This is a genomic window from Verrucomicrobium spinosum DSM 4136 = JCM 18804 (assembly GCF_000172155.1).
In the GTDB taxonomy this organism is placed as follows: Bacteria; Verrucomicrobiota; Verrucomicrobiia; order Verrucomicrobiales; family Verrucomicrobiaceae; genus Verrucomicrobium; species Verrucomicrobium spinosum.
Genome location: NZ_ABIZ01000001.1, coordinates 8,102,640 through 8,123,122, shown reverse-complemented (window position 1 = coordinate 8,123,122; position 20,483 = coordinate 8,102,640). Strand labels below are relative to the sequence as shown.

Below are 20,483 nucleotides of genomic sequence, written 5' to 3'. Positions count from 1 at the left end.
TCATGTCCATTTCTCCCAGCAGCTTGAATGATGTTGATGCTGCGGACTCGGACTTGGTTCGGAGGGCACAGGCTGGCGACGCGCGGGCGTTTGACAGCCTGGTGACACGCTACCGTGGAAAGGTTTACGGCATGTGCTACCATCTCGTCCAGAATGAACAAGACGCCTGGGATCTGGCGCAGGAGGCCTTTATCAAGGCCTGGCGCGCCCTGCCGTCGTTCAAGGGCGATGCCTCGTTTTACACCTGGATCTACCGGATCGCTCACAACTCCACCTACGACTGGCTCCGCAAGCGCAAGATCGAGGGGGCGGGTGAGTTCGATGACGAACGCCAGGCCGGGGTGGCAGCGGGAGCCGAGACTGTGCCCAAAGGAGAGCACCGGCCGGACGAAGCGCTTAAAAATCGCGAGCTCGGGACGCGTATTCAACAAGCAATCGATCAACTCAGCCCGGACCACCGCACCGCCATTCTCCTCAGGGAGGTGGAGGGGTTCAGCTACGAGGAGATCGCCCAGATCATGGAGAGCTCCATGGGAACGGTGATGTCCCGCCTCTTTTACGCACGCAAGAAACTTCAAGAACTGCTCAAAGACGCCTATGAAAACGCCTGATGATCAACTTCTGGCCCGCTGGCTGGATGGAGAATTGAGCGCAGATGAGCGCCCTCGCTTCGAGGCGATGCTGGAGGCCGATCCGGCTCTCCGGGAGGAGGCGAACTCTCTGCGTCAACTCGGAGACCTGCTGCGTGCCAATGTGGACATGGAACGTCCACTCCCCAATGCCGACTTCTTCAATTCGCAGATCCAGGAGCAGATTGCTGCGGATCAGCGCGCTGAAGAGCGTGCCAAGTCTGTGGCGACAGCCGGTTCCGGGTCCTCCTGGCTCTCGTGGTTGCGTTCGCCCTGGATCTTCGCCGGCGCGGCAGCCGCCCTTGCTGTCGGTATGCTAGTGATGCCCTCCACCCAGCCGGGTGAAGAGACCAGAGTCCTCAGCTTCTACACGCCCAAGTCGGGCATCGAAGCCAGCACCTACCACAACAAGGATGCCGGGGCGACAGTGCTCGTATTGAACGGTCTGGAGGCCATCCCTTCTGATCGTGACATCGTGGGGATCAACGTTCATCACAGCGAGACCGATGCCCAGGTGGCGACCACCACACTCTACGATGACCAGGGCGGTGTGCTGCTGGTCATGGCCAAGGATTCGGCCAGCAAGCCGATGGTCCTGGGGCGCTCTGCCCATTGAAAAGTCCGCTCCCGGTGACTCCCGCTGCTCTAGTTCCCGCCATGAACGTCTCTGCCACCGCCCGCCTGCTGAACGCGACGCGGGTCAGTCTTGCCTGTGCTTTGCTCCTAGCTCCCCTGGCCCAGCTCCGGGCTCAGGCTCCGGAGTCAGCGGCAGCGGCAGGAGCCCCCAAGCATCCTATCAGTGCCGACATTGCGGCCAAGGACGGTCAGGTCTGGGGGGCGCTGGTGTTTGCCTCATCGAAACCCAAGCAGGATGGCGCAGCGGTGACACCCACGCCGGAGTTCCCCGATCTGTCGAAGCGCCTCGCCAAAGCCTTTCCCTACACGCAGTTCGAAGTGCTGGGTCAGCATTCCCAAGTCGTGTTTCGTGAATACGAATCTTGGGTGGTGCCGTCCCGTGACGTGTTCCTGAAGCTGGATTCCAAAGGCACGGCTGCCAATGGGGGCCTGAATCTGCACCTGCAGTTTTGGCAGGGTCAGCAGGTCCTGGTGAAGACCGACACCCTCCTGCAGCCTGACAGCCCGCTCTTCATCGGCGGCCCCAAATGGCGCGACGGCCAGCTCATCTTTGTCCTGCTCCTGAAGAAGGGCAAGTGACGCGTCAGTGCGTCAGTGCGTCAGTGCGTCAGTGCGTCAGTGCGTCAGTGCGTCAGTGCGTCAGTTGATTGCGCGTTGGCTCATGAACCCGGCGAAGCTTTTTATCGAGGAGGATGCGGCTACAGGCCCGATGTTGACGATTCATACTGGGTGCATGGGCGTCAGGTTAGGGGGGGGTGAAGCTGATCCCGTGTCTTCATAGAGGAAACCCCACGCCAACGGCGTGATACAAAACAGCCCGGGGTCAGACCGCGAAGCGGTCGCCACCCCGGGTAGCACGAGGTAGTGATGGAACTCCAAAGGAGTTCTACAGACCGTCCAGATTACCCTGAGTTGGCTCTCCTGCCTACGGTGGACACCTCGGGATGCGGCCACGGTTTGTAGAACTCACTTCGGAGTTCTGGTTCACCTGCCCATCTGCCCAGGGTGGCGGCTCGCGCCTCGCCTTACCCTGGGCTCTACTTTGTATGACGCCCTTGGCGTCAGCGCCCTCGCGTGGGGCAACGGTGATGATCTTAGTCTGCCGCCCATGCGCAGGGCGGGACGAACCCACTTTGGGTATGGCACCTTGAGAGTTCTACCCCGGAGGAGTTGCGGCGGTTTGACGGCGCGGTGCATCCGCGATGTGCCGGCCATTCACATTCAATCTGGCAACACCACGCGCCCTTTGGGTATGGCACCGAAGACTTTGCCGGAACGCGAGACGCGCACGGGAGCTTCCTGGATGGTCGTGGTCGTGCTGAAGCTCGTGCCCACGGTCACGGATTGCTCGTAGTCGGACGCCTCCGCCTCATAGATCGGGGTGGTCTCCACCTCGCGAATGCCAAACTTGTAGTACCAGCTTTCACTTCCATCCCGCTGTTTTTCCAGACGCACGGGACTGCCGAACTGGCGTTGCAGATCAGCCTTCGTCATGCCGAACCGTACGGGGGCAGGGGCCAGTTTGGTCTCAGGAGCCGTACTGCAGGCCGTCATCAGTGCCACGGGAGTGAGCCACAGCAGGACCAGGGATTGAAGGCGATTCTTCATAGGGGTGGGAGATGAACAGAAAGCCAGGGGCCAGCCTGCCAGATACAGACGGTGCCCGCATCGGTAAAATTCATCCCAGTCTGGATGGGGAGGTCATCTTCTTGTGATTCCCATGACGAAACGCGTGGCCTCGCCACGTAGGTGTCCTGCACCCCGGCAAGTAAAACCATGAATCACAAAACTATCATCTCACGTTCCAAAACGCGACGTCAGTTCCTGAAGTCCGGCTTTCTTGCCACCGGCGGTGCCGTGATCGGCTTCCCGGCGGTGGTCTCGTCGAAATCGCCCAATGGGAAGCTCAACACAGTCGTGATCGCCTGCGGTGGTCGGGGCGCAGCCAATCTCAAGGAGATCGGTGCCCTGACCAATGTGGTGGCCCTGTGTGACGTGAACTCCCAGGCGCTGGATGCGGCGGCCCAGCAATACCCGAACGCGCGAAAGTATCGTGATTTCCGTGAACTGTATGCGAAGGAGACGGACTATGACGCCGCAGTCATCAGCACGGCCGAGCATACGCACGCCTTTGCCGTGCTGCCGGCACTGCGGGCGAAGAAGCACGTGTATTGTGAAAAGCCGCTGACCCGGGATGTGCACGAGGCCCGCGTCGTGATGGCGGCTGCCAAGGAGGCGGGCGTGACCACCCAGATGGGTACGCAGTTGCACGCCTCGGCCAACTATCGTCGCGTGGTGGAACTGGTGCAGGGCGGGGCGATTGGTCCAGTGCGCGAAGTGCATGTATGGGTGTCGCGCGCCTGGGGCATGCAGAGCAAGGCGGAGGCTGAGGCCAACGGGGACCTCTTTGTGAAGGCGGGCCTGCTGGACTACATCGACAAGATGCCCACCGAGGCCAAGCCCGTGCCGCCACAGCTCGACTGGGATCTCTGGATCGGCCCAGCCCCCATGCGGCCCTATCATGACATCTACTTCCCAGGACCGCGTTGGTACCGCTACTGGGACTTTGCCAATGGCACCATGAGCGACCTCGGCAGCCACTGGAACGACCTTCCCTTCTGGGCGCTGAAGCTGGACCATCCCAAGATCATCTCCGCCGACGGTCCCGCTCCGCATCCGGAGCTGGCTCCGGCCAGCATGTCCGCCACCTATGAGTACGGAGCCCGTGGTGACCTGCCACCGGTGAAGCTCACCTGGTATCAGGGGTCCCTGAGGCCCCAGTTGCTCAAGGACAAGAAGATCCCGGAGTGGGGCAATGGCGTTCTTTTTGTCGGCGATGGCGGCATGCTCCTCGCCGACTATGGCAAGCATCTGCTCCTGCCAGAAGACAAGTTCAAGGGCTTTACCGCTCCAGCGCCTTCCATCCCCGCCAGTGTGGGCCATCACAAGGAGTTTGTGGAGTGCGCCATGGCCGGGAAACCTGCGCTGTGCGATTTCAGCTACAGCGGTCTGCTCACGGTGGCCAATCACCTTGGTGGAGTCGCTTATCGCAGTGGCAAGAAGATCATCTGGGATCCGGTCAAAGGCGTCACGGATGACGCCAGCGCCAACAAGTTCCTCCAGCGCGAGTATCGTGCGGGCTGGAAGTTGTAGGGGAAGGTTTTTTCTTTGGTCGGGGTGCGACCCCGACCCCGGATCCAGCCACCCTGGGTCTGTAGGGCGACCGCTTCGGTTGCCTCATCAGGGGTGGGGCGTGGCAAGCGGGGCGCTTGCCCTACAGGGCGTCCGGGGCGGGTTGGGTGTGCGAAGGTCTTTGGGTGTTCTGTTCCCGGCCGCAGATTCAACCACCCTGGGTTGTAGGGCGACCGCCTCGGTTGCCTCAGTCAGGGGTGGCGCGTGGCAAGCGGGGCGCTTGCCCTACAGGGTGTCCGGGGCGGGGTTGGGTGAGCGAAGGTCTTTGGGGGTTCTGTTCCTGACCTCGGATCCAACCACCCTGGGTTGTAGGGCGACCGCCTCGGTTGCCTCATCAGGGGTGGCGCGTGGCAAGTGGGGCGCTTGCCCTACAGCGTCAGGGGTGGGTTGGGTGTGCGAAGGTCTTTGGGGGTGCTGTTCCCGACCCCGGATTCAACCATCCTGGGTCTGTAGGGCGACCGCTTCGGTTGCCTCAGTCAGGGGTGGGGCGTGGCAAGCGGGGCGCTTGCCCTACAGGGCGTCAGGGGCTGGTTGGGTGTGCGAAGGTCTTTGGGTGTTCTGTTTCCGACCTCGGATTCAACCACCCTGGGTTGTAGGGCGACCGCCTCGGTTGCCTCATCAGGGGTGGGGCGTGGCAAGCGGGGCGCTTGCCCTACAGCGTCAGGGGTGGGTTGGGTGTGCGAAGGTCTCTGGGTGTTCTGTTCCCGACCCCGGATCCAACCACCCTGGGTCTGTAGGGCGACCGCCTCGGTTGCCTCATCAGGGGTGGCGCGTGGCAAGCGGGGCGCTTGCCCTACAGCGTCAGGGGTGGGTTGGGTGTGCGAAGGTCTCTGGGTGTTCTGTTCCCGACCCCGGATTCATCCACCTTGGGTTGTAGGGCGACCGCTTCGGTTGCCTCATCAGGGGTGGGGCGTGGCAAGCGGGGCGCTTGCCCTACAGCGTCAGGGTGGGTTGGGTGAGCGAGGGCCATTGGATGTGCGGCATCCCATGCGATCTCGCCTCCTTCCTCCCCTCACTGAAAACTCAACGTCAATCCGTTCTTGCCGTATTGAAGGTTCGCTCCGGCAGGTTGCGGAATGCGGTCGGCATCTAGAACCTCAATTTGCCGGTTGGGGCCGGTGACAGGCGTGTTGAGGTCGTCGGTGTAGATCGTCGTCTTCACCGGTGTCTTGATGCGAAGCTCGGGTTCTGGAGCCCCGAAGAAGCAGCGTGCAAACACGCAGTTCTTAGTGGCGATGAGCACGCTCTCGGGAATGCGGCAGTTGACGAAGAGGCAGTTCTCGATGGACAACCACGAGCGCTTCACTTCGTCTCCCGCATCCTTCTGGTAGATCAGAGGGGTGAAGTCGATCTCATGAAACGTGCACTGGTTCAGCTTGATGCCGATGTCGATGACCTTCCAGGGTTGGATGAAAGAACCGGCAAACACACAGTTGTCGAAGGTCCACTTGCTGGAGAAGTAGTCTCCAAACCAGTCGCCTCCTTTCCCCAGCCGGCAGTTGGAGAAGAGGGAGTTCGTGGCTGTGAAATCGGCACCCCATTCTGCGGTGATCTTCACGTTGGTGAAGAGCGTGCCAGTGGCTGTCCAGGATCCCCTTTCAATGAAGGCGGAGCCGCCGGTGATTCGGGCACCTGGGAGGGTGAAGAACCGGCCGGCGGCCTTGGCTTTGGGGTCCACGGGATCGGGTCCACCCAGAATGAGATGCTTCTTGGGACGATAGTCCCCGGCTGGAAACGTGATGCGGCCGATCATCCGTTCTTCGCGATCCAGGAACGCCTGCGTGGCCTGGACGACGGGAATGCGTGATCCATTGACGCGGAACGGACGCCCACTGAAATCGGTGCCGGAATAGGTGGTGAGGTCCTCGGCGAAATGGAGGTGCGCTTCGGTGTTGGTGGAGCGTCCAGTGATTTTGAAGAGCACATGTCGTCTGCCGAGCACCTGCCACTGCACCCCCAGATTTTGCTCATCCCAGGAGGGGCAGACGACCTTGCCCCCGGCTTGGAGTTCAATGGCTTCATCACTCTGGCTGCGCCAGCGCCAGACGGTGTCGTTGAGGTATTGCTTGAGCTTCCCCTCTTCTCCACCGAGTGTGGGCGTGACGGGGGCGGGGCTTGCCGGAGCGGCAGCGTCAGGCGTGACAGGTGCAGTACTGGCCGGGGCGGGGGCCGCTGATGGCTCCCGTCGGCTCAGGCTGGCTCGCACGATCTCGCGCCGCCGCCGCACCTCGCCCGCAGCTGCTTCCTGTCCGGTCCGGACCAGCTCCTGTTCATAAGCCGCCAGCACGTTGTCATACTTTTGGGACAAGGTGCGCTGGGCCTTGTCGGCGTCGGATTCAATCTGGCCCGAGGTCGTCCGATAGATCCGGCGTAGGTCCTTGAGCCCGCTGGAGATTTCGGGGCCGTCTTCATTTGGAAGCGGCTGGTTTTGAGAGACCCGTTTTTTTTCGGCATTGAGCGCGGCGATCTCTTGCGGCGTGGCCGTGCCTGCTGCGGCGTTGATCATAGTCCGATCAAGGGCGGCCAGGAACTTGCTGTTAAGGTCCCGCAGCGCAGCTTCTTTGATCTGGATCACATCGCGCTGCACCGCACTCTGAAATTGCGTTTCCAGCGCGGCAAGGCGTTGTGCCACCTCGGAAGGGATCGTCGGTGCTGGCGAAGACGCGCCCTCCAGCGTTGCAGCGGCTGTCGCCGTGGGGGTGCCGTTCTGTGATGCAGAGGGACTGGTGCCCGGATGCTTGGGAGGTGCCTTGCTGCCCTCTTCGAGCAGTCCATTTTTACCCTTCCAGTCTTTCAAATAGTAGAATCCTGCTGCTCCGGCCGCGAGCACTCCCACGGTGAGTACAGCCCACGGGAGCGAGCTGCTCTTGGGCTTGGTGCGGGCCGCCGCCGCTGCGGCCTGCTCGGCACTCGCGCGGAAGGGGGCGGGTCTGGCACCCTGCGCCTTGGCCACGGGGACGGTGAGGATGTGATTGAGGTCTTTGCGGAAGTCTGCCGCCTTCTGATACCGGGCCCCGGGCTCATGCTGCATGGCCCGCTTCACGATGGCGTCCAGGCGCTTGTCCAGACCGGGCACCACCTCACTGGGCGCGGGGTGCAGCCCGCGGGGCACCTGGCCGGTGAGCATTTCATACAGCATCACGCCCAGGGAGTAGAGGTCGGCGCGGCCATCTGCGACTACGCCCATCACCAGGGACTCTGGGGCCACGTAGTCCGGTGTGCCCATGGTCATGGTGCTGTGGGTTTCGTCCCCGTCTTGGGTGGAGTGTTTGGCCAGACCAAAGTCGGCCACCTTTACCCTGCCCTCCATGTCCACCATGACATTCGCGGGCTTGATGTCGCGATGCACGATGCCGTGCTCGTGGGCGTAGCTGAGCGTGTCGCAGACATGCGCGGCGATGGAGATCGCATGCACGGGTTCCAGCCGCCCTGTCTGGAGGAGCATCTTGGAGACATCTGTGCCTTCCACGAACTCCATGACGATGTAGAGCAGCCCGCCTGGCATCTCGCCGAAGTCGAAGACTGCGATCATCCCCGGGTGCATGAGTCTCGCCATGAGCCGGGCTTCATTGCGGAAACGCTGGGCATACTCCGCCTCGTCCTCCCAGCGGCCAGAGGGGAGCACCTTGATGGCCACCAGCCGGTCCAGCGAATTCTGCCGGGCCTTGTACACGGCCCCCATCCCTCCCTGTCCAATGAGTTCCAGCACTTCGTATCCATGCAACGTCTGCTGCAGGGCAGATGGTGAGGGGGCGCTCCAGTGTGGTCCACTGGGAGCGGGACTTGGAATGGAAGAACCGGACATGAAATGGTTTTGATGCTGGGGAAAGCTAAGGCTTCGGCAAAGAACGGACAAATGCCAAAAGGATGTGGGCTATACCGTGGCTACCGGGCAGCGCCCTTTTATTCAACCCCAAGTTAGGCACGATGTCGCGCAATTTGGTCCATGTTAAGCGGGGAAAAAACTCCTGGAGCCGTTTGTCGAATCTCCCCGGCCGCTCTGATGTCCTGTTGATACAAATTTGCGAGGTGATGGAGCGGTATCTCCGCCGCCAGAATGTTCACTCACAAAACCAGCAGCATGACGAGGTGAAGACGAAGGGGCCGTGCCTGAGTTGCAGCCTGGCTTTTCGCCTGCCTCACCGTTGGAGGGGGGGCTCGGGATGTCCGGTTGATACTTTTTTTCAAGAGAGGCTGAAGTGTGAGCATCTACGAGCCCAAGAATGCCAACAGGCGGGTCAGGCGGGGCACCCCTCCCCAGGCATGGAAAAAACTCTGTCACTCCAGACGCCGCTGCGGTACACTCAAATTCACCGGTACAAACAACCGGATAAACGCATGAAACACTCCATGAAATGGTCGGCGGCGATTTTTGCCGCGGGCTTGGTGCTGTGCAGCCCTGCCGCTGCGGAACAAAAAGGGGCGGCGACAGCTCCCGCCACCAAGACGACGCCGACAGCTGCTGCCGAGAAGGATGCCAAACCGAAGAGGGATACCTATCCTCTCTACGGCGAGGTGGTCTCGATCAATGCCACCACGCTGGTCATCAAGGGCGGGGTGGATAAACCCAACCGGACCTTTGTGTTGAGCAAGGACACGGAGATCGTGGACGGCGACAAGGCTGCCAAGGTCAGCGATGTGAAAACCGGCCACTGGGTGGGAGGCCTGATCAAGAAGGTGGAGAAGGGAGATGATCAATTGCTCAAGCTCAACGTGGGCGTGAAACAGAAGAAGCCGTGACCCGCTGCGCGGGAGACAGAAGACTGCCAGACGACTTGAGGTCAGGGGGCGGAGCAGAGTTGGTCAGCGTATTGGTGCACTAACAATGCCGATCCCGCATACGGAGTCGTCCGGTTGTGCCAACCGGCTTTGGCAACGGAGGGATGATGTGGGCTTGAAAGCTTGAGCGTGATGAGGACTGCAACGTCAGGCATGTCCCATCACGCTCTTTGGCTGACTGTGAGGCGGATCAAAGTAGTCCAGAGCTTTAGCTCGTCAGTCGAACAGCAAACTAAAGTTTGAACTACGAACAGCTCCCAACAGCCCTCTGTGCTGGGGCTTTGTTGGTAGTTCAAACTTTAGTTTGCTTCAGTGCACTGTAGATGGCCCGAGCAGGCTGTACTCAAGACAGTTTCCTGCTACCCCCAGACCTCAAGTCTTTGGTCTCCACTTCAATGCGCTCCTGCTGGCGCAGGTCCGGTTGCCTTCCGCGTCAGGAAGATCAGCGGGATCATCGCAAACAGCAGGAGGGAGGCGATGTGAAAGCTGTCGTTGTAGGCCATGATGTAGGCCTGTTTGCGAACGCCGAGATCCAGCAGCCCCAGGGCGCGGGACTGGGCGGTCACGGCGTCCAGCCCCTGGTTCATGAAATTCTGGGCCATGGCGGTGAGCCGCTCATTGGTGAGCGGGTTGTAGGTGCTGATGGCCTCGCCCAGGTGATGGGAGTGGAAGTGTTCCCGGTTCGTGAGCAGCGCGGACAGCAGGGCGATGCCGATGGACCCGCCGAGGTTGCGCAGCATGTTGAACAGGCCGGAGGCGCTGGCAGCTTGTTCGGACTCGATGCCGCCGGTGGTGATGAGGGAGAGCGGGACGATGGTGCAGGTCAGGCCGATGGCGCGGATGATCTGGGGCATGATGAGCTGGTCGTGACCGGTGTCCGCGCTCATGCTGCTCATGAGCAGGGCGCTGAGTCCGAACATGCCGAGTCCGAAAGCCACCACCACACGCTTGTCCACCCACTGCATGATCTTGGGGATGAAAGGCATGACCACGAGCTGGGGCAGGCCCACCCACATGAGGGTGCGACCGATCTCCAGCGCGTTATACCCTTGAATCTGGGCCAGGTACAGCGGCAGCAGGTACATCATGCCATACAGGCAGAGGCCCACCACGAGGTTCACGATGCAGCCGAGGAGGAAGTTGCGGCGGGAGAAGAGTCTGAGATTGACGGCGGGAGTGCGCTTCCGCTTGATGAGGGAGAGGATGACAAACACTGGGAGCGTGATGGCGGCGATGATCGCCAGGGTGGTGATGAACTCGGAGCCGAACCAGTCCTTGCGGGTGCCTTCCTCCAGAAACACCGTGAGGGAACCCAGACCCACGGCCATGAAGGCGATGCCCCACCAGTCGCCTTTCTTCAGCAGGTCCAGCTTGGCCGGAGTGGAGTTCAGGCCGTAGCCGATGGCGCTGATGAGGATGATGCCCGGTACCAGGTTGAGGTAGAAGATCCAGGGCCAGGAGTAGTTCTCTGTGATCCACCCGCCGATGCTGGGTCCGATGGCCGGGGCGAACATGGCGGAGAGGCCGAAGAGCGCGAAGCCCACCGGCTGCTTCTCTGCGGGGAGCATGATCATGACCATGGTGGAGGCCATGGGAATGAGGGCTCCGCCGGTGAACCCCTGAAAGGCGCGGAAGGCGATCATGCTCTCCAGGTTCCAGGCAAAACCACAGCACATGGAAAAGACGAGGAAGAGCACGCTGTTCCACATGAGGTAGCGGCGCAAACCGAAGACCTGGGCCAGCCAGCCGCAGAGGGGAATGACGATGATCTCCGGCACCAGGTAGGCGATGGAGATCCAGGAGCCCTCCTCCAGCGTGGCTCCGATGCCGCCCGTGATGTTTTGCAGGGAGGAGTTGGAGATCTGGATGTCGAGCACCGCCATGAACGCGCCGAGCAGGGCGCCCAGCACGGCAATCCAGTTGCGCAGTGACGTTCCGGGGTTCGTGGAGTCACGTGCGCCTGTCTGGGGCAGGGTGGCGGTCGCGTTCATGGCGGGAAGTGTCCGGAGTTTTCAGGTTAAAGTTTTCAGTTTTCAGCACCGGGTGGCGGCACTGGGAGATGCTGGTTTACTTGACCTTCACGGTGGCGATGGCGGAGAGGCCGGGAGTGATGCGGTCGTGGTTGGCCTCAGTGTTGGCGTTGTGATCGAAGGTGATCTTCACCGGCACGCGTTGCACGATCTTGGTGAAGTTGCCTGTGGCGTTGTCAGGAGGCAGCAGGCTGAACTTGGCACCGGTGCCGGGGGCAAAGCTCTCCACCCGGCCTTCGAAGCGCTGGCCTTTGATGGCATCGATCTTGATCTCAACCGGCTGGCCAGCCTTCATGGTGGCGAGCTGGTTTTCCTTGAAGTTGGCCACCAGCCAGTGGTCTGGGGAAACAACCGCCAGCAGGGCCTGGCCGGGTTGAATCTGCTGACCCACCTGGAGGGTGCGCTTGCCCACCGTGCCGGCGGCAGGAGCGCGGACCGTGGTGTAGGAGAGTTGCAGTTCGGCATCGGAGACGGCGGCCTGGGCGTGGTGCTGGCCCGCCCTGGCCACAGCGAGGTTGGCTTCTGCCGTTTTTACACCAGCTTCGCCAGCCTGACGGGCGGCTTGGGTGGAGGCGTGGCTGGCCTGGGCGGCCACGTAGGCAGCCTTGGTGGCGTCGAAGTCCTGGTCTGAGATGGCCTTGCCGGTGAGGTTGCGCAGCTTCTGAGCGCGATCGAAGTCCAGCCGATACTTCTCCAACTGGGCGGCGCTGGCGTTGACCTGGGCTTCCGTCTGGGCGCTGATCGCCTGCGCTTGGGCGAGGGCGGCTTCTGCCTGGGGCACCTGGGCGGCGGCTTGTTCCAGCGCGGTGCGGGCAGACTGGAGCTTCATCTCGTAGTCCCGGGGATCGAGCTGGGCGAGGGGTTGCCCGGCCTCGACCTTCTGGTTGTCCTCCACCAGCACGCTCTGGATGTTGCCCGCCACGCGGCTGCTCACGGGGTGCACGTCCGCCTCGATGAAGGCGTTGTCGGTTTCCACAAACTGGGCGGCGTAGTGCAGCCAGAAGCCCACGGTGGTCGCCACCACCAGCAGGATCGGCAGCCCGATCAAGAGGGGCTTGCGGCTGCGGTGGCCGGTGGATTGAGGCGGCCTGGGCTCCGATTCCGCCGGGGTCGTGGTTTGCGGGGCGGCCGCTCCGTTGTGCTCCACATTGGGGGCCGGAGAAAAGCCCCGCTTGGGAAGCTCATTGAGGCTGATGACTCGACTGCTCATAGGAAAAGGGTCTGGGGTTGCACCCGAAATCTCCATCACTGCCGTACCCCTGGACATGACTTGTTTCCTTTGCGCGTGATAGGAAAAACCTATAAGCTCATTCTATGGAACTCCGGCATTTGCGTTACTTCGTCGCAGTGGCGGAAGCCCTGAGTTTCAGCAGGGCGGCCACGCGACTCCGGCTGGCGCAGCCCTCCCTGAGTGCGCAGATCCGGAATCTGGAGGACGACTTGGGATTTCAACTGCTGGAGCGTGATCGCAACCGCGTGGCGCTGACAGATGCCGGGACGGTGTTCCTCAAAGAGGCCCGACAGGTGCTGGCGCGGGCGGACAAGGCGGTGGCACGGGCAAGGGAGGCTGCAGAAGGGAAATCCGGTGAGTTGCGAGTCGCCTCGATGGGGCCGCTGACCTTCAACTTTCTGCCTGCCTGCCTGACGCGGCTGCATGCGGAACTGCCCGCTGCCAAGGTCAATATCACGGAGATGTCCGCCTCGGATCAGCTCACCCAGGTCGCTTCGGGACGCGTGCATCTCGGCTTTGTGCCCGCTCCGTTCCCCAGCCTGGCCGCGGGGAAGAAGCTCGCCGCCCAACTGATCTTGAAAAGCCCCCTGGCCGTGGTGATGTCCACGGGGCACCCGCTGGCTTCGCAGAAGAGCATCCGGCTCAATGCCCTGCAAGATGAGACGTTTGTGCCCATCACCATGTTCGGCACGGACGCCCAGCGGATCTGGAGCCAGGAGGTCTGCCGGAAGTCGGGCTTTCTCCCGCGCTTCGGTCCAGCCGCCTCCAGCCCGGACAATCTGGTCACCCTGGTGGCAGCCGGTAGCGGGGTGGCATTGATCCCGAAGATCGCCGAACGCATGAGTTCACCGGGATGCATCACCGTGCCCGTCGCAGACCGTGGTCTGCGGTATGAGCTGTATGCGCTGTACGATGACCGGTTTCCCTCCGTATTGCGGGATCGGTTTCTCGCCATCGTCACAGAAGAGGCGGTGACCGTGCAGGCGATCCTGGAGAGCAATGGAAGCGTGATTGGGCCGCACTAGGGAGTGGGATTTGAAGGGGCGGCGTCAGGTGCAGGACAATGTAGTCACAGGCTTCAGCCTGTTCAGTCGCGCTGACGAGCGCCAACGACGCCAGGCTAAAGCCTGGCACTACGTTCAGCTGCCGCGTGCGGCGTAGTCCGACGGTCCCCGTCGGTTGTGGGAGCGGAGGGAGGCAGCGTGGGAGGTTTGTTTGGGCGTGATTTTGGGCGTGATGAGGTCTGCGGCGTCAGGTGTGGCGCGCGGCAAGCGGGGCGCTTGCCCTACAGCGTCAGGGGTGGGGCTGGGTGTGCGAAGGTCTTTGGGTGTTCTGTTTCCGGCCCCGGATTCAACCACCTTGGGTTGTAGGGCGACCGCTTCGGTTGCCTCGGTCAGGTGTGGCGCGCGGCAAGCGGGGCGCTTGCCCTACAGCGTCAGGGGTGGGGCTGGGTGTGCGAAGGTCTTTGGGTGTTCTGTTTCCGGCCCCGGATTGGGTTGTAGGGCGACCGCCTCGGTTGCCTGAGTCAGGTGTGGCGCGCGGCAAGCGGGGCGCTTGCCCTACAGGGTGTCCGGGGTGGGTTGGGTGTGCGAAGGTCTTTGGGTGCTCTGTTCCCGACCCCGGATCCAACCACCCTGGGTCTGTAGGGCGACCGCTTCGGTTGCCTCATCAGGGGTGGCGCGCGGCAAGCGGGGCGCTTGCCCTACAGGGTGTCCGGGGTGGGTTGGGTGTGCGAAGGTCTTTGGGTGCTCTGTTCCCGACCCCGGATTCAACCACCCTGGGTCTGTAGGGCGACCGCTTCGGTTGCCTCGGTCAGGTGTGGCGCGCGGCAAGCGGGGCGCTTGCCCTACAGCGTCAGGGGTGGGGCTGGGTGTGCGAAGGTCTTTGGGTGTTCTGTTTCCGGCCCCGGATTCAACCACCTTGGGTTGTAGGGCGACCGCTTCGGTTGTCTCGGTCAGGGGTGGCGCGCGGCAAGCGGGGCGCTTGCCCTACAGCGTCGGTCGGAGCTTGGTTGATGTACCGAGAAGGCGAAGGTCGCAGACGCCCTTTTCCGGCACACCGTAGCACCTGTAACACCCTTTTTAGCAGTTCACCGAGATAGAGAGAGGGTCTTTTTTTGGCGTAACTTGGAAAAAGGGTGTTACAGGTGCTACGGAGCAGAATACTTAGAGCTCATTCATGTTGCAGGGGGAGCAAAGTCGTGTGTTCCAGCACGAACAACAACGAGCTGAAGCTCTGGACTCCTTTTACGGACCGCCCCGCCCCGCCCCGCAGCCCCTTACCCCAGCACGGGCTTCAGGAACTTGCCGGTCCAGCTCCCTTTCACCTTGGCCACTTCTTCCGGGGTGCCCAGGGCGATGACCTTGCCGCCGCGTTCGCCAGCCTCGGGGCCGATGTCCACGAGGTAGTCCGCTTCGGCAATGACGTCGAGGTGGTGCTCGATGACGACCACGGTGTGTCCTTCGTCCACGAGGCGGTGCAGCACCTCGATGAGGCGGCGCACATCGTGGGCGTGGAGGCCGATGGTGGGCTCCTCGATGATGTAGAGGTTGCGCTTGTCGGTCTTCAGGCCGCGCATCTTCTCGGTGACGGTGCGGCCCTGACCGGCGTTGAGTTCGGTTACGAGCTTCAAGCGCTGGGCTTCGCCGCCGCTCAGGGTCGGGCTGGGTTGCCCCAGTTGCAGGTAGCCCAGGCCGGTGTCGGCGAGCAGTTGCAGCGGGCGGGCAATGCGCGGGATGCTGGCAAAGAAGTCCGCAGCCTCGGCAATGCTCATGCGCAGCACCTCGCCGATGTGCTTGCTGTTGAACTCGACCTCCATGGTGGCGGCGTTGAAGCGCAGGCCGTGGCAGACTTCGCAGTGCACGCGGGTGGTGGGGAGGAAGTTCATCTCCACCTTGATCTCCCCGTTGCCCTGGCAGGTCTCGCAGCGTCCGCCCTCGGTGTTGAAGGAGAAACGCCCCGCCTCATAGCCACGGGCACGGGCCAGCGGCACTTGGGCGAAGAGCTTGCGGATGTCGTCCAGGACGCCCACATAGGTGGCCGGGCAGGAGCGCGAGCTCTTGCCGATGGGGGACTGGTCCACCTCGTACACGGCGGCGATCTGGTCGGCGTTCAGCACCTCCTTCCAGGTGCGCTCCTCATTCTTCTTCTGTTTGGTTTTGGAAATCACGGCCTGCACGGCGGGGTGCAGACAGCCGCGGATGAGGGAGCTCTTGCCGCTGCCGCTCACGCCGGTGATGACAGAAAGGCGGCTGAAGGGCAGGGCTACATCCACATTCCGCAGGTTGTTGGCGGTGGCCCCCTTGAGCCGGAGCCAGCCGGTGGGGGAGTTCCGGGCCGGGAGCTTGCGCCGCTGCCCGTGCAGCGGGTGCTTCATGACATCCTTGAGGGCGCGGCCGGTGGCCGAGGCCGGATTGGACCGGATGTCCTCCAGCGTGCCCATGGCGGTGATCTCCCCGCCAAAGCGCCCGGCACCCGGTCCGAGGTCGATGATGGTGTCCGCCCGCTTCATGGTCTCGTCATCGTGCTCCACGATGAGCAGGGAGTTTCCTTTATCCCGCAGGGCCAGCAGGGTGTTGAGCAGGTTCTCGTTGTCACGCGGATGGAGCCCGATGGTGGGCTCGTCCAGGACATAGAGCACGCCGCGCAGGTTTGAGCCCAGCTGGGACGCCAGGCGGATGCGCTGTGCCTCGCCGCCGCTCAGGGTGTCGGCGCTGCGGTTGAGCTGCAGATACCCCAGGCCCACTTCATGCATGAAGCGGAGCCGCTGGGTGATCTCCTTCATGATGTCCCGCGCGATCTCTGACTGGATGCCTGCGAATTTGAACTGGCTGGCAAGCTCCCCGGCGCGTTCGGCAGAGAGGCAGACGATCTGCTCCATGCGCACCCCCTTCACCTCCACGGCACGGGCCACCGGGTTGAGGCGGCTGCCGTGGCAGGACTCACAGGGGACGAGGGCGTGCTCCTCGCTGGCGAACTTGCGCTCCTCCTCCATCTCCGCCTCCAGCAGAGAGACGTCGTCGCGCCGGTGATCCAGGTTCTCCGTGGCGGGGCGGAAGCCGAAGCCACGGCAGTCGCGGCACCAGCCGTGGGGGCTGTTGAAGGAGAAGAGGCGTGGATCCAGCTCCTCAAAGGACATGCCGCACTGCGGGCAGCTCATCTCCGTGTTGAGCACGTGGGTGGACTTGTCCGCCAGCAGCACCTTGATCGTGCCCTTGCCCATCTTGAGGGCCTTTTCGATCATCGGGCGCAGAGCCGTGGCGGCGGATTTCTTGTCCACCTGGGCGAGCACGGCGTCGATAGTATGCTCCTTGAACCGCTCCAGGCGTTTGAATCCGGCGGTTTCCTTGAACTGACCGTCCACCAGCAGGGTGGTGATGCCCTGTTTGGCGGCAAACTCCGCCACATCCGTGTGGAAGCCCTTCCGGGCCTTCACGAGCGGGGCCAGGATGTGCACCTTGCCCTTGGCGGCCATGGTCTCCACGGAGCGGACGATTGCCGCCACGCTCTGCTTCTCCACGGCCACGTTGCAGTTCGGGCAGAACTGGGTGCCCACCTTGGAATAGAGGAGCCGCAGGAAGTGATAGACCTCGGTGACGGTGGCCACGGTGCTCTTCCCGCTGCCGCGGGAGACGCGCTGCTCGATCGCGACGGTGGGCGGCACGCCGGTTATAAGATCTACATCCGGCTTCTCCATCTGCTCCACAAAGGTGCGGGCATAGACAGACATGCTGTCCAGGAAGCGGCGCTGACCCTCGGCAAAGACGAGGTCGAAGGCCAGGGAGGATTTCCCAGAACCGCTCAGACCTGTGACCACGACCATCTTGTCGCGCGGGATGTCGAGGTTGAAGTTCTTGAGGTTGTGCTCCCGGGCCCCGCGGATCGCGATGGTGTTGGGCGCAGCCTCCACGGTCGTACTTCCATATCTGGGGGAGGCTTCCTTGAGGGAGGCGGCACGTCTGGCGGCGGCCCCGGAGCCCTCCAGCACCTCACCGAGATATCGCCCGGTCCAGGAGGCGTCGCAGGCCGCGACCGTCTCTGGCGTGCCCGTCACGACCACATGGCCACCGGTCGCCCCGGCTTCCGGACCCAGGTCGATGACCCAGTCCGCGCACTTGATGACTTCCATGTTGTGCTCGATCACCAGGATGCTGTGCCCTTCTTGAGCGAGCCGCTGCAGCAGCTTGAGCAAGAGGGCGATGTCGTCGAAATGCAACCCTGTGGTGGGCTCATCGAGCAGGAAGAGGGTTTTACCCTTTGGATCGTCACTCTCGGCCATGCCCTGGGTGTCCAGCAGGTGGCCGATGAGCTTGAGCCGTTGCGCCTCCCCGCCGCTCAGGGTGTTGAGCGGCTGGCCGAGCCGGAGGTAGCCCAGGCCCGCCTCCACCAGCATGTTCATGGAGGCGACCACGGCCTTCGCCCGGCGCGACTCCAGTGCGCCGAAGAACTCCGCCGCCTCCTCAACCGTGAGGCTCAGCACCTCGTGAATGTTTTTTCCTCGAAGCCTGAGTCTGAGCGCATGCGGCTGGTAGCGTTTCCCCTCGCACTCCGGACAGGTCACGTACAGGTCGCTGAGGAACTGCATCTCGATCTTCTCGAAGCCGTTGCCCCAGCAGCGCTCGCAGCGGCCGTCTCCGCTGTTGAAGCTGAAGAATCCGGCGGTGACGCCTTCCGTCTTGGCATCCTCCGTATCGGCAAAGAGCTGACGGATCTGGTCAAAGGCACCCACGTACACGGCTGGCGTGCTTCGCGGGGTGCGGGCCAGCGGGCTCTGATCCACCATCACCACCTGGCCGACCTTGTCGCCGCCTTCGATGGCTTTCACCTTGCCGGGCTCGTCCTCGATCACCTCCCCGCGCTGGCGGAGCAGGTTGCGGTAGAGCACGTCATGCACCAGCGTGCTCTTGCCGCTGCCGCTCACGCCCGTGACGCAACACATCAGGCCCAGGGGCACGTCCACGCTCACATTCTTGAGGTTGTGCTGCCGGGCACCCACGATGCGCAGGGACTGGCCCTTCTTCACCGGGCGGCGTTTGGCAGGCACGGGGATGCTCTTGCGGCCAAAGAGATAATCTCCCGTCAGCGTGCCTGGCGTGTCCTGCAGGGCGGTCAGCGGGCCGTGAAAGACGAGCTCGCCCCCTTTCTCGCCGCGGCCAGGCCCGATCTCGACGAGGTTGTCCGCCGCATGCATGACGGCCTCTTCGTGCTCCACCACGAGCAGGGTGTTTCCTTTATCCCGCAGGCCTTCCATCACCCCGATGAGGCGGCCGATGTCCCGCGGATGGAGCCCGATGCTCGGCTCATCCAGGACAAAGAGCGTGTTCACGAGCGAGGCACCCAGGCAGGTGGTGAGGTTCACGCGCTGCAGCTCCCCGCCGCTCAGGGTGCGCGTCTGGCGGTCCAGGTCCAGATACCCCAGGCCGGCGCGCTCCATGTAGCTCAGGCGGGAGACGATTTCATCCCGCAGCATCTTCACCGCGCGATCACCCTCCGGGACCTCCAACCCTTGAATGAAGGGGGAGAGATCGCTCACTGGCGTCTTCCAGAACTCCGCCAGCGACTTCCCGCCCACGCGGAAGTACGCGGCCTCTTTCTTCAGACGCCCGCCTCCGCAGGACTCGCATTCCGTGTAGGCACGGTAACGGCTCAGGAAGACGCGAACGTGCATCTTGTAGGCGCGGCTCTCCTGCCACTTGAAGAACCCGCGCACGCCGTACCATTCGCCATTGCGGTGGGCCTCTTCAGGGTCGCTGTTGTCGCCTTCGATGAGCCAGCGCTGCTGCGGCACGGGCAGCTCGTTGAAGGGCGTGTTGATGTTCACCTTCGCGGCCTTGGCGCATCGCTCCAGGTCGTCCTGGCACTCGCTGTAGGTGTCACCTTGAAAGGCGCGCACCAGCCCGCCCCGGATGCTCAGCGTCTCATCCGGCATCGCCTTGCCCAAGTCGAGCCCCAGGGTGCGGCCAAAGCCACGGCAACTGGGGCAGGCACCGATGGGGTTGTTGAAGCTGAACAGCCCTGGCGTGGGCTCTGGCAGCTTGAAGTCGCAGTCGGCGCACCGCCAGTCGGTGGAAAAGCTCAGCATCTCCGGCTTGGCAGGAGCGTCTTTGCCAGTGCCAGTGAGCGAGATGCTCACCTGCCCCTTGCCGTGACGCAGTGCCACCTCGATGGCTTCAGTCAGACGGGGTTTGTTGGCGGGTTCCAGGACCATACGATCCTGCACCACATGCACCATCGCGGGCAGCTTGCGGCCCTTGAGATTCTGGGGCTCGTCTGTGCGGAACACCTCGCCATAGAGCAGCACACGCACATAGCCCTGAGCCTGGAGGAAGCTGAAGAAGTCCTCCACCGCTGTGTCCGCGGGCACAGGCACGCCAAAGAGGAGGAGGGCGGTCTTGCCCGTGTGGGCGTGCAACAACGCATGGAGGATGCTTTCCGGTGTCTCTGGGCGAACCGGGCGGTGGCACTCCGGACACTCGCCCACGGCCAGGCGCGGGAAGAGCATCTTCAGGTAGTCGTTGATCTCCGTGATGGTGCCGACGGTGGACCGGGTGGAGCGGATGTTGTTGACCTGCTCAATGGCGATGGCCGGCGGGATGCCGTGGATGGCGTCCACATTCGGCTTGTCCATGCGCTCGAAGAACTGGCGCGTGTACGGCGAGAAGGTCTCCACATACCGGCGCTGGCCTTCCGCGTAGATGGTGTCGAAGGCCAGGGAGGATTTCCCGGAGCCACTGGGGCCGGTGATCACGTTCAGCTTGCCCAGAGGGAGGTCCAGGTCGAAGCCCTTCAGGTTGTTCTGCCGCACACCCCGGATGTGGATGAAGGCATCAGTCGGTGCAGCAGCGGGAGAAGGCTCGGCAGGGGCGGAAGCGGCTTTTTTCTTGCGGGTGGACATGGTGGTCGCGAGGCAGGCGGGCGTGCGGAAAAGAGAAGGGCGGGGGACAAGATCCAGCCAATCCGATTCGTGCGCCAGCGGCGGTCGGGTGC

Annotated in this window: 11 protein-coding genes; 6 read left to right on the top strand and 5 right to left on the bottom strand. The window is 62.9% G+C overall.

The annotated features are described in order from the left end of the window. Nucleotides 1–2 precede the first annotated feature (2 nt). From VSP_RS32705 to VSP_RS32695, 3 genes are read left to right on the top strand one after another with little or no spacing between them, the layout of a single operon-like run. Nucleotides 3–611 (top strand): sigma-70 family RNA polymerase sigma factor, encoded by a 609-nt coding sequence (locus VSP_RS32705; RefSeq protein WP_009966066.1) that lies wholly within the window; start codon nucleotides 3–5, stop codon nucleotides 609–611. Continuing rightward, nucleotides 598–1,245, top strand: a complete 648-nt coding sequence (locus VSP_RS32700) for an anti-sigma factor family protein (RefSeq protein ID WP_009966065.1) — start codon at nucleotides 598–600, stop codon at nucleotides 1,243–1,245. Before VSP_RS32705 ends, VSP_RS32700 begins: the two co-directional genes overlap by 14 nt. Before the next feature lie 41 nt (nucleotides 1,246–1,286). Continuing rightward, nucleotides 1,287–1,844 (top strand): hypothetical protein, encoded by a 558-nt coding sequence (locus tag VSP_RS32695; RefSeq protein ID WP_009966064.1) that lies wholly within the window; start codon nucleotides 1,287–1,289, stop codon nucleotides 1,842–1,844. Nucleotides 1,845–2,486: 642 nt separating this feature from the next. Here VSP_RS32695 and VSP_RS32690 read toward each other — a convergent pair. Further along, nucleotides 2,487–2,873, bottom strand: a complete 387-nt coding sequence (locus VSP_RS32690) for a hypothetical protein (protein ID WP_009966063.1) — start codon at nucleotides 2,871–2,873, stop codon at nucleotides 2,487–2,489. Nucleotides 2,874–3,041: 168 nt separating this feature from the next. Here VSP_RS32690 and VSP_RS32680 point away from each other — a divergent pair, with 168 nt between their 5' ends. Then, nucleotides 3,042–4,418: a Gfo/Idh/MocA family protein gene (locus VSP_RS32680; protein WP_009966061.1), complete on the top strand. Its 1,377-nt coding sequence runs from the start codon at nucleotides 3,042–3,044 to the stop codon at nucleotides 4,416–4,418. 1,051 nt (nucleotides 4,419–5,469) lie between these two features. Here the strand turns inward: VSP_RS32680 and VSP_RS40445 are convergent. Continuing rightward, nucleotides 5,470–8,262, bottom strand: a complete 2,793-nt coding sequence (locus tag VSP_RS40445) for a serine/threonine protein kinase (RefSeq protein WP_009966060.1) — start codon at nucleotides 8,260–8,262, stop codon at nucleotides 5,470–5,472. Between the two features lie 458 nt (nucleotides 8,263–8,720). Between VSP_RS40445 and VSP_RS32670 the strand changes: the two genes are divergently transcribed. Then, a complete protein-coding gene (locus VSP_RS32670; RefSeq protein ID WP_009966058.1) occupies nucleotides 8,721–9,197 on the top strand; it encodes a hypothetical protein in 477 nt (158 codons plus the stop codon). A 431-nt stretch (nucleotides 9,198–9,628) separates the two neighbouring features. Here VSP_RS32670 and VSP_RS32665 read toward each other — a convergent pair whose 3' ends face one another. Next, nucleotides 9,629–11,227, bottom strand: a complete 1,599-nt coding sequence (locus tag VSP_RS32665) for a DHA2 family efflux MFS transporter permease subunit (protein WP_009966056.1) — start codon at nucleotides 11,225–11,227, stop codon at nucleotides 9,629–9,631. A 76-nt stretch (nucleotides 11,228–11,303) separates the two neighbouring features. Beyond that, nucleotides 11,304–12,476: an HlyD family secretion protein gene (locus VSP_RS38580; protein ID WP_009966055.1), complete on the bottom strand. Its 1,173-nt coding sequence runs from the start codon at nucleotides 12,474–12,476 to the stop codon at nucleotides 11,304–11,306. Nucleotides 12,477–12,580: 104 nt separating this feature from the next. Here VSP_RS38580 and VSP_RS38575 point away from each other — a divergent pair, with 104 nt between their 5' ends. Next, the gene (locus VSP_RS38575) at nucleotides 12,581–13,522 is read left to right on the top strand and encodes a LysR family transcriptional regulator (protein WP_009966054.1); all 942 of its coding nucleotides are present in this window, start codon (nucleotides 12,581–12,583) and stop codon (nucleotides 13,520–13,522) included. A 1,253-nt stretch (nucleotides 13,523–14,775) separates the two neighbouring features. Here the strand turns inward: VSP_RS38575 and uvrA are convergent. After that, entirely contained in the window at nucleotides 14,776–20,391 is a 5,616-nt protein-coding gene (gene uvrA / locus VSP_RS32650; protein WP_009966053.1) for an excinuclease ABC subunit UvrA, read from the bottom strand. Nucleotides 20,392–20,483: the final 92 nt, after the last annotated feature.

Bases quoted from the DNA above. Each gene is read 5' to 3' on its own strand.
- VSP_RS32705 (WP_009966066.1), top strand. From the start codon at position 3: ATGTCCATTTCTCCCAGCAGCTTGAATGATGTTGATGCTGCGGACTCG.
- VSP_RS32700 (WP_009966065.1), top strand. From the start codon at position 598: ATGAAAACGCCTGATGATCAACTTCTGGCCCGCTGGCTGGATGGAGAA.
- VSP_RS32695 (WP_009966064.1), top strand. From the start codon at position 1,287: ATGAACGTCTCTGCCACCGCCCGCCTGCTGAACGCGACGCGGGTCAGT.
- VSP_RS32690 (WP_009966063.1), bottom strand. From the start codon at position 2,873: ATGAAGAATCGCCTTCAATCCCTGGTCCTGCTGTGGCTCACTCCCGTG.
- VSP_RS32680 (WP_009966061.1), top strand. From the start codon at position 3,042: ATGAATCACAAAACTATCATCTCACGTTCCAAAACGCGACGTCAGTTC.
- VSP_RS40445 (WP_009966060.1), bottom strand. From the start codon at position 8,262: ATGTCCGGTTCTTCCATTCCAAGTCCCGCTCCCAGTGGACCACACTGG.
- VSP_RS32670 (WP_009966058.1), top strand. From the start codon at position 8,721: ATGGAAAAAACTCTGTCACTCCAGACGCCGCTGCGGTACACTCAAATT.
- VSP_RS32665 (WP_009966056.1), bottom strand. From the start codon at position 11,227: ATGAACGCGACCGCCACCCTGCCCCAGACAGGCGCACGTGACTCCACG.
- VSP_RS38580 (WP_009966055.1), bottom strand. From the start codon at position 12,476: ATGAGCAGTCGAGTCATCAGCCTCAATGAGCTTCCCAAGCGGGGCTTT.
- VSP_RS38575 (WP_009966054.1), top strand. From the start codon at position 12,581: ATGGAACTCCGGCATTTGCGTTACTTCGTCGCAGTGGCGGAAGCCCTG.
- uvrA (WP_009966053.1), bottom strand. From the start codon at position 20,391: ATGTCCACCCGCAAGAAAAAAGCCGCTTCCGCCCCTGCCGAGCCTTCT.